At 62.3% G+C, this 13181-nt stretch carries 13 protein-coding genes; 6 read left to right on the top strand and 7 right to left on the bottom strand.

Annotation, left to right across the window (positions count from 1 at the left end; genetic code table 11):
- Positions 1–22: 22 nt before the first annotated feature.
- Together ACGYLY_RS05810 and ACGYLY_RS05815 are read left to right on the top strand one after the other, a co-directional pair.
- Positions 23–661 carry a helix-turn-helix domain-containing protein gene (locus ACGYLY_RS05810; protein WP_395282549.1) on the top strand — a complete coding sequence of 213 codons (639 nt, stop codon included), beginning with the start codon at positions 23–25 and terminating at the stop codon, positions 659–661.
- A 108-nt stretch (positions 662–769) separates the two neighbouring features.
- Complete coding sequence (locus ACGYLY_RS05815; RefSeq protein ID WP_395282548.1) at positions 770–955, top strand: hypothetical protein; 186 nt, start codon at positions 770–772, stop codon at positions 953–955.
- A gap of 327 nt (positions 956–1282) precedes the next feature.
- Here ACGYLY_RS05815 and ACGYLY_RS05820 read toward each other — a convergent pair whose 3' ends face one another.
- The 4 genes from ACGYLY_RS05820 to ACGYLY_RS05835 form a co-directional block, all read right to left on the bottom strand.
- On the bottom strand, positions 1283–2341 hold the full coding sequence (locus ACGYLY_RS05820) for a tyrosine-type recombinase/integrase (protein WP_395282547.1): 1059 nt from the start codon (positions 2339–2341) through the stop codon (positions 1283–1285).
- A complete protein-coding gene (locus ACGYLY_RS05825; RefSeq protein WP_395282546.1) occupies positions 2328–2723 on the bottom strand; it encodes a DUF5805 domain-containing protein in 396 nt (131 codons plus the stop codon). The genes ACGYLY_RS05820 and ACGYLY_RS05825 overlap by 14 nt, the downstream gene beginning before the upstream one ends.
- Positions 2724–3401: 678 nt before the next feature.
- Positions 3402–3929 carry an HAD family hydrolase gene (locus ACGYLY_RS05830; RefSeq protein ID WP_395282545.1) on the bottom strand — a complete coding sequence of 176 codons (528 nt, stop codon included), beginning with the start codon at positions 3927–3929 and terminating at the stop codon, positions 3402–3404.
- A gap of 90 nt (positions 3930–4019) precedes the next feature.
- Positions 4020–4301 carry an ArsR/SmtB family transcription factor gene (locus ACGYLY_RS05835; protein ID WP_395282544.1) on the bottom strand — a complete coding sequence of 94 codons (282 nt, stop codon included), beginning with the start codon at positions 4299–4301 and terminating at the stop codon, positions 4020–4022.
- Between the two features lie 101 nt (positions 4302–4402).
- Here ACGYLY_RS05835 and ACGYLY_RS05840 point away from each other — a divergent pair, with 101 nt between their 5' ends.
- Positions 4403–4705: an amphi-Trp domain-containing protein gene (locus tag ACGYLY_RS05840; RefSeq protein ID WP_231183277.1), complete on the top strand. Its 303-nt coding sequence runs from the start codon at positions 4403–4405 to the stop codon at positions 4703–4705.
- 78 nt (positions 4706–4783) lie between these two features.
- Here the strand turns inward: ACGYLY_RS05840 and ACGYLY_RS05845 are convergent, their stop codons facing one another.
- The 3 genes from ACGYLY_RS05845 to ACGYLY_RS05855 all read right to left on the bottom strand — a co-directional run bounded on the left by ACGYLY_RS05845 (position 4784) and on the right by ACGYLY_RS05855 (position 8886).
- The gene (locus tag ACGYLY_RS05845; protein WP_395282543.1) at positions 4784–6124 is read right to left on the bottom strand and encodes an ABC transporter substrate-binding protein; all 1341 of its coding nucleotides are present in this window, start codon (positions 6122–6124) and stop codon (positions 4784–4786) included.
- A gap of 70 nt (positions 6125–6194) precedes the next feature.
- On the bottom strand, positions 6195–7811 hold the full coding sequence (locus tag ACGYLY_RS05850) for an ABC transporter permease (RefSeq protein WP_395282542.1): 1617 nt from the start codon (positions 7809–7811) through the stop codon (positions 6195–6197).
- A gap of 4 nt (positions 7812–7815) precedes the next feature.
- Entirely contained in the window at positions 7816–8886 is a 1071-nt protein-coding gene (locus tag ACGYLY_RS05855) for an ABC transporter substrate-binding protein (protein WP_395282541.1), read from the bottom strand.
- 360 nt (positions 8887–9246) lie between these two features.
- On the opposite strand from ACGYLY_RS05855, the gene ACGYLY_RS05860 reads away from it, so the two are divergent.
- From ACGYLY_RS05860 to ACGYLY_RS05870, 3 genes are read left to right on the top strand one after another with little or no spacing between them, the layout of a single operon-like run.
- Positions 9247–10155, top strand: coding sequence for a hypothetical protein (locus ACGYLY_RS05860; RefSeq protein WP_395282540.1), 909 nt, complete (start codon positions 9247–9249; stop codon positions 10153–10155).
- Positions 10152–11861 carry a pyrroloquinoline quinone-dependent dehydrogenase gene (locus tag ACGYLY_RS05865; protein WP_395282539.1) on the top strand — a complete coding sequence of 570 codons (1710 nt, stop codon included), beginning with the start codon at positions 10152–10154 and terminating at the stop codon, positions 11859–11861. The genes ACGYLY_RS05860 and ACGYLY_RS05865 overlap by 4 nt, the downstream gene beginning before the upstream one ends.
- 6 nt (positions 11862–11867) lie before the next feature.
- Positions 11868–13181 (top strand): plastocyanin/azurin family copper-binding protein, encoded by a 1314-nt coding sequence (locus ACGYLY_RS05870; RefSeq protein WP_395282538.1) that lies wholly within the window; start codon positions 11868–11870, stop codon positions 13179–13181.

Below are 13181 nucleotides of genomic sequence, written 5' to 3' on the forward strand. Positions count from 1 at the left end.
GCGTCGCCAGCGAAGGGGACGTATGCCCCACGCACGAGTGAAGTTCAAGCCGCCGACGAGCGTGCCCGGCGGACCGTTCAACCACTCGGTCGAACATCCGGAGGACGACCTTCGAATCCTCAGCGCGTATCCGGGGGAGAACGGGTTGGTCGTCGTATTGGAGGCCACGACGACGGACCCGGGGAAAATCGTCCACCTCTTCGAGGACGTTCCGGTCGAGATGTTCTCCGAGGTGATACACCGCGACGAACGGACCGTCCTGCTCCAGTTTCAGTTGCCGTTCGTTCCGTCGGCGTACCGCGCCGTCTTCGCTTCCAAGAACCTGCCGCAGTTCCCCTACGTCCTCGAAGACGGCTGGATGGTCTGCGAACTCACGACCACACACGAGCGCCTCTCCCGGTTCAAGGACGAACTCGAACGCAGCGGATTCACCTTCGTCGTCGACTGGATTCGGCAGTCGGCCGATCCCGAGGACCTTCTCACCGATCGCCAGCATCGCTTCATCACCCGAGCTATCGAGAAAGGGTACTACGACACGCCGAGGCGGTGTTCTCTCACGGAGTTGGCCGGCGAGTTGGACGTGAGCAAATCGACACTGAGCGTCGTGCTTCACCGCGCCGAGGAGACGGTGATAACTGAGTTCTTCGCCGAATCCGACTGACTTCTCGCGCGTGGACGTACCGAACCAACCGACGAACTCCCCGCAATACCGCCGTGATGAACATGTTCGAACGAATCTTGAGGGAGTATCGACCCGTTCGTTTACTCGATGGCTCGAACATCATGCCCCATTCAGTCGAAGTTGAATGGCACCGAATGCGGTCGAAGCGAATCGGGAGAACAGTACGGACGGCAACCGCGGCGGGGACCGCCCCGCTTCGTCGTCCTCGGCATCGGTATCGCCCTCGGTATGGTCGCCTCGCGGAAGCTCGAATTCGGTTCCGAGAGCGAGTAAGCCCCTTTCACAGGGACTGTTTTTGCGGAAAACACGGACGTGAGAATTCCCCACTGAAAACACCCGTTCGGAAAATCGACCTCCGAAATTGCGGAGATACCGCCGCAGTTCTATATAGCGAAATAGAATTCATCAATTCGAAACGGGACAACCCAAACAACATACATAACTGAAAATTTATAATTATTGTCGCTCAATCCGGTCGGAATACCCGACCATCGAGACGACACCACGACAGGAGAGCGTAGTTCCAAGCTCCCGTGAGAAAACCGCCGTTCGAGAAGCGTTCCCGGCACAACCACCACCGCTGCCGGCGAACGCTTCAGTTCACAAAAGCGAGTAGATGTTCTCCTCGTACACTTCCCGCACCCTATCGCCCCAGTTGTGCGTGTAGGTGTCGATGATGTCGCTCGCCACGTCGCCTCGGAGGTATTTCACGATACCGCGGTCCCCGGTCCGGTCGCGGAGGTGCGTCGTGAAGAAGTGCCGGAAATAGTGGGGTGTGACGTTCTCCTCCGCGCCGCCGCCGGTTCGATACCATCCCGCGTCGCGAGCGTGGTGCTCGACCGCGTTTCGGATCATCTTCGGCGTGAGTCGTTGCCCCCAATCGCCGCTCGTGCTGACGAACAACGGTTCCGCGGGGGAAGGGGAATCCGGTCGAATCGCCAACCACCGAACGAGTACCCGTCGGAGTTCGTCGTCCACCGGAACGACGGTGTCGCGCTTTCGCTTGTTCGAGGCGGTGCGTTCCTCGCCGTTTATCACCTGCCCGCGAACCGCGTCGGTGGCGACGAAGATGGAATCCGGTCGGCCGTCGAGACGCGGGCGCGTTCCGAGGGTGTACGCCGACCGAACGTCCTCGTCGGCGAGGTTCACGTCCCGCAAATCGAGGTTGCTCACCTCGCCGACACGCATCCCCGTCTTCAACAGCGTGCAAACGACGGCGCGCTCTAACGGATGGGTGACTCGCCCGACGAACCCGCGCATGTCCTCGATAGAGATTTCGCGTCGGGTCGGGTCCTTGTCGACGGATTCGTGCATCTCCTCGACGACGAGCGCCATCGGGTTGGATTCGAACGCGCCGACCTGCGTCATGTACGCGTAAAATCGGTGAAGGTACGAGGCGTAGGTGGCGATCGTGCTCTCGGCGTTGTCCCCGCGGAGCGTGTGAATCCACGCCATGCAATCCCGTTGGGTCGCCTCTCCCGGCGTGACGCTTCGACCCGACGGGTTTCGGTCGGGGTCGGAGAGGAATCCCTCGAACCGCCGCAGCACGCGTTCGTACGCGCCGCGAGTGCGTTCGCTCTTCCCATGGTAGAGTAGGTCCTGCAGGAAGTACCCCACAGGGTCGTCCGGGTTCGGATTAGAGGGACTACTCGTCGCCATCGACACCTCCGACGAGGACGTATCCGCCGTGGCGTCCGCTGTACTGAACCCGGTTCCTCGATTGGAGGTCGTTCAGCACGTCGTCCAACCGGTCCTCGAAGTTCCCGGCGAGTCGTTCGACCAGTTCGTCCCACGACAGATTGTCCTCCCGAGCGAGAATTTCGAGCAACCGCCTTTCGAGGTCGTTCCCCCCAGGGTTCGACCCCCTAGAATGGTCTTCCACGGGGTTCGTCTCGAACCCCCGTCGGCCAGCCTGTACCATCGCCCTGACGAACTCGCTCTGGCTCATATCGAGTTCGTCGGCGTGGGCCTGCCACTCGTCCTTCTGGAATTTCGGAATGTACGTTTTGACGACCGTTCGTTCCGTCCCCTCGTCGGCCATGGTTTCCCGTCACACTCCGAGTACATTAACTTGTCCCACGAAGAGTGATAAGCGAACTTATCTGTGAATATAGCACCGTAGAATACGGCCAACTACTACAATATCTCTCTCAATGGTACGGTAGTGCCGCCCGATGTAGTCATGCAGAAGACGATATTCTTCTGAGGAGGCAGTAGACGTAATGATTATATTTACAACAGGAAGTGCAAATCGACCGGTATCTACACTAATTTGTTCACTTCATCCGTCACGATTGGTGGTGGCTTACGGCCGAATCTCACTGGAGACGACAACAGTTCCCGGCAGAAGTAGAGTGGATTTCGGGGCGCACTCCTTTCCGACGGAATCGAGAATCGACTGTGATTCTCGGAACCTCCCTCGGATGGCGGGGAAAGTGTTCCGAACAGTCATGTCACCCGTTTCGTCCAGCTCTGTAGTATCAACCGAACCTCACCAAACGCTCCGAACGAAATCGGTTATTCTTCGCTTTCACCGTCGAAGGGCGTCTCCGGTGTTCCGAACGCTGCAACGGTCGGACGTGTACGGTCGAGTTCGAGAACGGGCCGCGTCGACCAGCGGAATCGTATATCCTATGTCGCGATATCATCACGGACGCTACGGTGGGACGGAGGCGAACTTCCGAAGTCGGGGGAGAACCAGTTCCGTGTGTGGTCGCTGTTATACCCGGCGAAACGCGGTTCCAGCCCTCTCCGCTGTGACGGCGTCACTGTCCGAATCGCCGACGAAGAGGGTGCGTTCGGGTGTCACATCGAGTTCCCGGACGGCGGCGAGCAGCGGTTGCGGATGGGGTTTTCGCTCCTCGACGGAATCCCTGCCGACGATCACGTCCGTCGCGTTCGGAACGTCGTGGGCGTCCAGCGCGAGGCGACACGCGTTCTCGCAGTTGAGCGAGCAGATGCCGACGGGAAGGCTGGCGTCGGCGAACTCGTCCAGCAGCGGCAGTCGCTCGGACTCCCGGGCACCCGCGCGTTCGGCCGCCGCGAGGTGCGGTTCTATCTTCCCCTCGACACCGAGCGACTCCGCGACGGGCAACAAGTCGAGGGCGTCGTCCGCCTCGGCGTCCGTACCGGCCCCGTGGTCACGAAGTATCGGTTTGATGGGTTCCGCGGCGGCGGCCCAGTCCACGGCGAGTCGAACCAGCGTTCCGTCGAGGTCGTACACGACGGCATCGTATTCGTCGGTCACTTCGTACCATGCGACGTTCGGGGAAATAAAATCTCGCTCTCGATCCGCACAATCCTCCTCCTGTGAGGTGAACGAATCGCGCGACGGTGGCTACGCCGTCCCGTCGATGTCGGTGGCTTGAACGATGAACGTCCGCTCGGGCTGCGGCGCGGCACGGAGGGTCACGACCTTGGTCAGTCGGTAGTACTTGCGGTTTCCCCGCCGGTACGGTTCGATGAGGTCCGCTTCCTCCAGCGCCGTCAAGTGATGGACGGCCGTCTTTCCGTCCATCCCGACCTCCTCGGCGAGTTCGGAGACGTACATCGGTTCCCGCGAGAGACGGCGAAGGATTTCGAGACGCGGCTTGCTCCCGAGCATGTCGAGCAGTGACATCACACGAAATACGACAGCGGTCGTCAAAGAAGTACGCCACGGGGGCGGATCGTGTCGTGTCGGGCACGATGACTTAATGACCTGCCCGTTGAGGATGGCGTATGGGCGACGATGTCGAACTTCCCACGAGCAGTAGTTCGGAACGGTCGAGGGTGACGGACGGGTTTTTCGAGCGGGAAGTCCAACTGTCCCGCGAACAGACCGCGGCGTTCCTCCACGAACTCGCGGACCAAATCGCGGACGACACGAGCCTCACCGTCTCGACGAGCGAGTGGGAAATCCCCTTCGAGTTCGACGAACCCATCGAAGTGGAGGTGGAGTTCACCGGGGGGCGGGAGAGCGAACTCGAAATCGAAGTGGAATTCACCGAAGCGAAATCGGGCGGCGACCTTTCCGTCCGCTGAGGGCGACCGGTCGTGAAGCGACCGTCGACGGTTCGGAGGAGGGTCGTCTTGCCGATCCGAACGGGACGGACGCGTCCGTCAGGTCGATGACCGTTCGGCCTCCTCGGGCGAGAGGAGACCCACCTGTTCGAGTGCGGTTTTCAGACGGTCCCACGCCTCCATACGGTTACGACCCCATCCGCGTTTCCGAACCGTGTCGGTGATGCCGAACTCCGAGACGGCCTCTTCGAAGGTGTGTCGTTCGCGGTCGGCGCGACGTTCGACCCCGTCGCCCTCGCCGTCATCACCATCCCTATCGTCTCCGTTTCGTTTCGCGATAGCATCACGGACGCGCGTCGGATTCGCCCTCGCGTCCGTCCACCCGTCCGTGGTAGCGGCGAGGAAAGCGACGAGGTCGGATTCGCGCGCGGAGAGGTTCCGGGCCGTCGTGACCAGCGCGGGACCGGGAAGCGGGAACTGTTCCGCGACGAGTATCGATTCGACCGGGATGCCGTCCGAACGCAGTTGGCGCGGATCGGAAAACGATCCCGTGACGACGTCCACGGTGCCGGACAACAGGGCGTCGCGCTCCTCGCCGCGGAGTTCGACGAGTTCGACGTCCGTCAACACGTCCGCCTGCGAGAGAAACAATCGGCCGAGGAGGTCCGTCTCCGAGGTCGGCGGCGTACCGATTCGTAAGCCCCGCAGTTGGTCGACCCGTTCGAACGGGCCGTCGAACGCCGATTCGAGTCCGTAGAGTGCCGTCATGGCGTGTTGAAACAACAGCGCGACTGGGACGACCGGTTCCCCGTTCGCCCTCGCCCGGAGGACCGTCGCCGCACCGCTGACGGCGATGTCGGCATCGTCCGAACGGAGAGCATCCAATGCGTCCCGTGACCCCCGATTGGTGCCGAATCGGAGCGAGAGGTCGCGTTCCTCGTACGCGCCGCGTTCCTCGGCGACGAACAGCGGCGCGTGAAGCCCGTTGGGTCGCCAGTTCAGCGCCAACGAGACGTCGGCGTTCGCCGGATACGCCGAGGCGACGGCAGCGGTGGACGTGGACATGTCCGAATCAGTAAAGCGCCGTGCTCGGCTAACCAAGCCGCGAGCGTGGCCCTCGTACACCGATTCGACCGTGTCCTGTCGGTCGCGGGGCGTCCGCCACACCGTCGGCGGGCGGCCGGGCGTCTCGTCGCGAACCGTGGTCGTCTCGACCAGTTCCCGATCTTCAAGTCTCGAAAGCGCGTCCCGAACGGCCTTTCGGTTCAGGCCGGTTCCGACCCGGATTGCGAGCAGGGACGCCGATTCGGCCGAGAATTCCTCGTTTCGGAGCAGTAGATACGCGAGCACCGTCGCCGACGTCTCACCGAGCCCGCCGGCCAGTCGGTCGATGACCGGTCGGTCGTCCTCGCCCAGCACCGGGAACTCCTGAACCCGCATCCACAAAAAATGCAATGACCGACGGTAAAACTCTGTCCCCCGTTCCCGTCCGTCGCCGTCTATCGGCACGTCACCACGAGACGTATCGCTGGAGGAGGGCCGCGATACCGAAGACGATGCCACCCAGGGCGAACAGACAGGTCGCCGCCGCGAAGGTCAGTTCGGGCGCGAAATCCGACATCCCCTGAAGCACGAGGACGCCCAACCCGCGCTCGGCGACGAACCACTCCGCGATGACCGTGCCGACGAGCGCCGTGACGACCGAGAGTTTGACGCCCGCGAACAGGGACGGCACGGCGTGTCTGAACCGGACGAACAGCACCTCGCACCAGCGGGGCGCATCGACCGACCGGAGGAGTTCGACGTGTTCGTTCGGCGTAGCGGCGAGTCCGTCCACGGTTCCGACGGTGAGCGGGAAAAACGTCGAGAGCGCGATCATGACGGCCGCCGCTTCGAACGAGACGCCGAACCAGACGAGCAGGAGCGGCGCGAGCGCGATTTGGGGCATCACGCGAAGACCGACCAGATACGGGTACAGGACGGTTCGAAGCCCCGGCACGAGACGGATACAGACGCCAAGTGCGATGCCGACCCCCGCGCCGAGAAGCCATCCGACGAGCAGTTTTTTCCCGGTCGCGTACCCGGCGGCGACGAACAGGCCGGGTGACGAGAGGAGCGTCGTGCCCACGTCTGCCGGCGGAGGCAGGAACACCGACGCGTTCGGGATGACCGCGGCTCCGACCTGCCACGCGACGAGAATACCGAGCAGCGCGACGAACGCGCCGGGAAGGGCTTCGCGGCCGAGTTCGCCGACGGGACGGCCAGTGACGAAGGATTCACCGAGCGAACCCGTCTCCTCGGTCGATGTGACCGACCGTTCTCCCGCCACGACCGCACCGAACAGCACGAGCGCCCCGAGGACGAGAACCGCCAAGTACGCGAACAGGAGCGGCGTTCGAAGTAGTCGGCTCGTCTCCAGGAGTTCGAACCCGACGCCGCGCGTCGCGGCCAGAAATTCGGCGATGAGGACGCCCTCGACGGCGAGCGGTGTAGCGATCTTTATCCCCGTGAACAGTTCTGGGAGCGCGTGCGGAAGGCGGACGGAAACCAACGACCGCCACCGCGACGCACCGACGAGACGACCGAGGTCGAGGTGCATTTTCGGCACCGAGCGGAGTCCGTCGAGGGCGGCGACCGTCACGGGGAAGAACGTCAGCAGGGCCGCGATGCCGACGCGCGTGGCGAAGGTCGCGCCGAAGGCGAGGATGAGCAACGGCGCGAACACCACCAGCGGGACGATTCGAACCGCGAGGAGCGTCGGGTAGAGGACGGCGCGTAGTCGCGCGGATGACGCCATCATCGCGGCGAGAAGGATGCCGCTCCCGACGCCGACGGTCCACCCCGCCAGGACTTCCGTGCCGGTGTAGACGAAGTGCGGGTACATCGAACCGACGTTGGCGACGGCACTGACCCAGATTTCGCTCGGGGCCGGGAGGAGGACCGTTGGAACGTCCACCACGGTGACTGCGACCTGCCACGTGACGAGTACGAGGAGGACGCTTCCCGCGAGGGCGAACGGGAGACGGAAACGACTCCGAAGCGAAAGGCTGGCAGCGATTTCCGCTCGCTCGGCGTCGGAGTCGGCGTTCGGGTCCGACTCGGACTCTACGGTTCGATTGAACTCCATCGAGTTATCGGTTCGTCACGACTTGACCGGCGTAGTCACCGACGTATCTGTAGTCGGTGTCGAGGAACCGGTTCGTCCACGCCGCTCCCACGTCGGTTTTCGGCACGACGCCCGTCTCGAACAGCGCGTTGCTGACCGCACGCCACGATTTAGGGTGTTGCCAGCCCCAGCGCGTCCGCTTTCCGGCCGCGATAAGGTTGTCCGTCGTGTACTTGATTTTGAACACGCCCATCCCTCGTTCCTGTTTCAGACTCGGTTTCGCCGCGACCATCACGTCCATCGCCTTCTCGGGATTGTTGGCGGCCCACGCCCACCCCTTCGCCGTCGCCCGGAGGAATCCGCGGACGGTTTCGGGGTTTTGCCGGGCGAATTTCGGGCGCGAGACGACCGTTCGCCCGACGGTCGGCATGTGGTCGGCGAGGCGAATGGCCGAGGCGTCGTAGCCCTTCCGCTTGAGCGCGGTCGGCGAGTCGAATATCGCCACCGCGGCGTCGGCGTTGCCCGACAGCAACATCGGCGTCTGTTGTTCGGGCGCGACGCCGAGGAACTCCACGCTGCCGAGGACGCCGACGCGTTTCAATACGGCCTTGGTCAGCGTGGTCATCGGCGAGTCCTTGGGAACCGCGATGGTCTTTCCTTTCAGTTGTTTGGGCCGGTTCAGCGTTCCGCCGAAGGCCTTTTTGACGGTGTAGACGACGCCGTCGCTTCGCTGTTGGCTGGTACCGAACGAACGGACCGGCAGGCCCTTCCCTCGCGCCGTGAGGACTGATGCGGCGTCGCTCAGGCCGAACGCGTGCCGTTTCAACCCGACCTGTTTGGCCGCGAACGTTCCTCCCTGTCCCGGAACGAACTCCCGAACCGTCACCCCCTGTTCGTCGTAGAATCCCCGTCGTTTGGCGACGAAGTAGCCCGCTTGGGTCGCGTTGGCCTTCCAGTTCAGCATGACACGGACGGCGCTCCGCTTCTTTCCTCCCTTTCCTCCCTTTCCGCTCACGGTTCCGGAAACGCCGAGACCGAGTCCGGTCGCCATCAGTTGCATCGCTTCTCGTCGTCCCACTTTTTTCTCCCCCACCATGTGGAACGGGACCAACGACGGACAGTTTCATAATAGTTTTCCAGTTCCTTTATACGTCATTTCGAAACCACTTCGGTGCGCGTCGAATCATCGGATGGCGAGCGATGGTTTTCCGTGGGACGTCGATGAAAGGGTCGGTCACGGTGTATATAAAAATGATTCACGAAATCATTTTTATCATCCGTATTCGGGGTACGGTTTTCGGGATAACGTCTCCGTTTTTGGAGTTGGTATTCCCGCTACCGGTTTCACATCTTACTGACCCGTCGCGCGATTTTCATCCAAGTATTAACAAATAACCCGACCGATTTTCGGTATCGGGACATGGGGCTGTCGTCCCGGATCGGGGGAGAACACGAGATGACAAACTATGCACCGGAGATAGACGACGAGGAGCGACGACAGTTTTTACGAGTACTGGGGCTCACCAGTGCCGCCGCCGTGGGGAGCGAACTCACGCTCGACGGGATTCGAGAGGAGTTACACGAAAACTCGACCGAGGAACTGTCCACGATGGGGCACTCGATCCGTGCGGACGTGACCGGCGAACTCGATGCCGACCTGTTGGGGAGCGAACTCGGCAGTATCGGCGCGGCGATGGAGCGCCTCGAAGACGTTCGGGCCGCCGGGATTCCCGGCGAGAACGAGCGTCTCTATCGGGAGCTCGCGGCACCGGCGTGGACGGTCAACGACCATCTCGTCGACGTCGGCTTTTACGAGAGCGTCGAGTCACACCTTCCGGCGTTCAGCGAGAACCACATCGAGAACGTCGCGAGCGAACTGATCCAGACGGAGCTGCTTTCGAACACGCTGTCCGACCTCGGGTTCAGCGAGCGGGAGAAAACCGCGCTGACGATGAACGTAGTGAACAACACGGGGCGGTTGGCGCTGTGGATGCCGACGAAGAACATCCCCGAAGGCGTCGAGTTCAACGTCGAACACGTCGCGCCGTTGCATCACCGCGCCGCGGAGGGGTCGCTGCTGTGGATCGACGACATGGACACGCACCTCTGGCAGAACGAGGTCCTCCTCACGGACGAGATGTTGGACGACGGCATCTGGAACGTGAAGACGATGCTTGGCGGGTTCCACCTGCTGACGACCGCCGCCAACGGCGTGACCGATGGGAGCGTGACCGACAGCCAGTTGACCGCGGCGCTGACGGCCGGAACGGCCGCAATGATCGTCGGACAGGAGGATTTGAACAACGAGGTGTTCCGCATCACCGAGGAGATGCGCGCACCGCACTCGTGGGAGGAGGCACAATGACACGGATAGAGAACGACGACGCCGTGAAAGCGGCACAGAATCACGAATTGAAGGAAGTCGAGGAGGGGTATCAACTGCAAGGGACGCCGAGCCAGTCCATTACACAGCAGTACGACGTGGACCAAATCCCGAAAAAGCAGGTCACACAGGAGATGCTGAACGGGACGACGACCGACCAGACCAGTTGGTTGACCTACGGGGGTGGGTACGAACAACAGCGCCACTCCAACGCGAACGTCATCACGCCTGACAACGTGAAAAATCTGGAAATAGAGTATCTGGTCGAGACGGGCGTCGCCGACAGCATGGAAGGGACGCCGTTGATCGTGCCGGGCGATCCCCCCATCATGTACCAGACGAACGGGCCGGACCACGGGAAGGCCATCAACGCCCGCACGGGGGAGGTGTTGTGGAGTTACACCTACGCGAACCCCGACGGACTCATCCTCTGCTGTGACACGAACAACCGCGGGTTCGGCATCTTGGGCGACACGCTGTTCATGACCACACTCGACTCGGGCGTCGTGGCGCTCGACCGCTACACCGGCGAGCAGAAGTGGTACACCTCCACGGGCAAATGGCAGGACGGCTACTCCGCGACGTGGGCACCGACCCCGTACAAGGGGAAGGTGATCACGGGAAGCGCGGGCGGCGAGTACGGCGTTCGAGGGTTCGTCACCGCGCTCGACGCCAAAACCGGGAAACAGGTCTGGAAAACCGAAACGCGGCCGAAGGACCAGTGGGTCGGCGACAGTTGGAAACAGGGGGCGACGACGACGTGGATGTCCCGGACCATCGACACCGAAAACGACGTGATTTTCTCGCCGGTCGGCAACCCCGGCCCGGACTTCGACGGCGCGGTGCGTCCCGGCCCGAACCGTTTCAGCGTCGGGACGTTGGCGCTCGACGCCAACGACGGAAAGCCGAAGTGGAACTACCAGGAGAGTCCCCACGATACGTGGGACTACGACTCCTCCTCGCCGAAGATCCTCATCCGGGACCAACAGGTCGAGGGGAATAAGCACGACATCGTCGTCAGCCCCGGCAAGACGGGATGGTTGCAGACGCTCGACGCCTCGAACGGCAAACTGCTGAAGCGGAGCGAGCCGACGGTTCAGCACATAAACACGTTCGAACAGGTGCCTCACGTGGGCGAGCAGGGAACTTCGTTCGTCCCCGGCGCACAGGGAGGCAACGACTGGCAGCCGCCGTCCTACAGCCCGAAGACCGGCCTCGTGTACATGAAACAACAGAACACGCCGCAGGAAATCTGGTGGCAACATCAGGAGTACAGCCCCGGCGGCGGCTACTTCGGCGGTACGTTCCACGACTGGCCGAACGTGGAGGAACCCGACGGCTGGAACGGCAAGACGAGCGCCGTCGTCGCGGTGAATCCACGGACGGGCAAACGCGTCTGGCGTGAGTGGATAGAGGACGACAACTACATCTGGGGCGGATCGATGACGACGGCAAGCGGATTGACCTTCCTCGGGACGCAGAAGGGGAACTTCGTCGCGTACGACGGAAAGTCGGGCGACCGACTCTGGCAGATGCAGTTGGGCGCGCCCATCTGCTCCTCGCCGAGCGGCTGGTACGACCCGGGAACGAAAAAACAGTATATCGCCGTGCAGATCGGCGGAAGCGGGTGGCTCCGTCACGGTCGCCGTGGCAGCACGGTTGCCGTGTTCGCCATGAAGGGGGAGTGAGTTTGGATGGGATTTACCTCGAACAACGAGAACGCACGAACGCGACGGGCGAACAGTCGATCGGGCGGGACCGACGCGGTGTCGCGTCGGTCCGTCCTCAAACGAACCGTGGCGGGCGGGACGCTCGCCGGACTCACGGGCACGCTCGCGCAGGGCGGCGGGACGACGATTCGTCTCGGCGGAAAGGTGTCGGGGTGGCAAGGGATGGCCCCGAACTCGATCAAAGGGGAGAAGAACCCGACGCTGCCGCTCAAGCCGGGGAAGAAGTACACCGTCGTTTGGAAGAACCTTGACGGCCAGCCACACGACTTCGTGATTCGGGACAAGGGCGGGAAACAGTTGGTCAAGACGAAGATAATGAACACGCGGGGGAAGACGCAGTCGGTCACGTTCACGGCGAAGAAGAACATGGCGACGTACATCTGTACCGTCCATCCGACCACGATGAAGGGCCAGGTGGGCACGAGCGGTAACGGTGGCGGTGGGGGCGGTGGTAACAGCACCACGTCCGGAAACACCACACAATCGCAGGGGAGTGGGTCGCAGAAACCCGCGAAACAGTTCAAGCTCGGGGGGCTCTCGACGGGATGGAAAGGCCTCGAACCCGAGTCGATAAAGGGGAAATGGAATCCGACCTTGAACTTGCAAGCCGGGAAGACGTACGAAGTCATCTGGCAGAACTGGGACGGCTTCGACCACAACTTCATCGCCATGAGCGGCGACGGCAACCCCGAAACGGGGGACTACGGAAGCACCGTGGTTCGCTCACCCATCATGGGCCAACAGGGGGCGACCCAAATCGTTCGGTTCACGCCGAACAAGGACACGAACGAGTACTACTGTGAGGTCCACCCCGTCGAGATGCGCGGCGGCATCAGCACGGGTGGCGGGAACGGAACGACCCAATCCAGTACGACGCAGACAACCCAAGGGAGTCCGTCGAAGACATTCCAACTCGCCTTCCAAAACGGGAAGTGGAAGGGTCAATCCTCGGGCATCAAGGGCAAAACCAACCCGACGTTGAACCTCCAGCAGGGCCAGCGGTACGCCATCAAGTGGACGAACATGGGGTCCTACTCGCGGGCGGCGAACCGTCCGAACCTCGTTCTCACGTCGAACTACCCGAACGGTCCGGCGATACAGCGTTCGGACTTCCTGTTGAAGAAGAACACCTCGCAGACGGTGACGTTCACCGCGACGAAGAACATGTCCGCGTACTTCGCCGAGAACTACTCGTCGGCGAAGGGGAACATCGCCGTCAAAGGCGGTGGTGGTGGCGGAAGCGGCGGCACGACTACCACGACCAACACGATGAGCTAA

The organism is Haladaptatus sp. CMAA 1909, from assembly GCF_043952005.1.
Classification (GTDB): Archaea; Halobacteriota; Halobacteria; order Halobacteriales; family Haladaptataceae; genus Haladaptatus.

Coding starts and splice junctions, on each gene's coding strand:
- ACGYLY_RS05825 (WP_395282546.1), bottom strand. CDS start 2,723: ATGGCCGACGAGGGGACGGAACGAACGGTCGTCAAAACGTACATTCCG.
- ACGYLY_RS05840 (WP_231183277.1), top strand. CDS start 4,403: ATGGGCGACGATGTCGAACTTCCCACGAGCAGTAGTTCGGAACGGTCG.
- ACGYLY_RS05845 (WP_395282543.1), bottom strand. CDS start 6,124: ATGCGGGTTCAGGAGTTCCCGGTGCTGGGCGAGGACGACCGACCGGTC.
- ACGYLY_RS05820 (WP_395282547.1), bottom strand. CDS start 2,341: ATGGCGACGAGTAGTCCCTCTAATCCGAACCCGGACGACCCTGTGGGG.
- ACGYLY_RS05835 (WP_395282544.1), bottom strand. CDS start 4,301: ATGTCACTGCTCGACATGCTCGGGAGCAAGCCGCGTCTCGAAATCCTT.
- ACGYLY_RS05810 (WP_395282549.1), top strand. CDS start 23: ATGCCCCACGCACGAGTGAAGTTCAAGCCGCCGACGAGCGTGCCCGGC.
- ACGYLY_RS05870 (WP_395282538.1), top strand. CDS start 11,868: ATGGGATTTACCTCGAACAACGAGAACGCACGAACGCGACGGGCGAAC.
- ACGYLY_RS05850 (WP_395282542.1), bottom strand. CDS start 7,811: ATGGAGTTCAATCGAACCGTAGAGTCCGAGTCGGACCCGAACGCCGAC.
- ACGYLY_RS05865 (WP_395282539.1), top strand. CDS start 10,152: ATGACACGGATAGAGAACGACGACGCCGTGAAAGCGGCACAGAATCAC.
- ACGYLY_RS05860 (WP_395282540.1), top strand. CDS start 9,247: ATGACAAACTATGCACCGGAGATAGACGACGAGGAGCGACGACAGTTT.
- ACGYLY_RS05815 (WP_395282548.1), top strand. CDS start 770: ATGGCTCGAACATCATGCCCCATTCAGTCGAAGTTGAATGGCACCGAA.
- ACGYLY_RS05855 (WP_395282541.1), bottom strand. CDS start 8,886: ATGGTGGGGGAGAAAAAAGTGGGACGACGAGAAGCGATGCAACTGATG.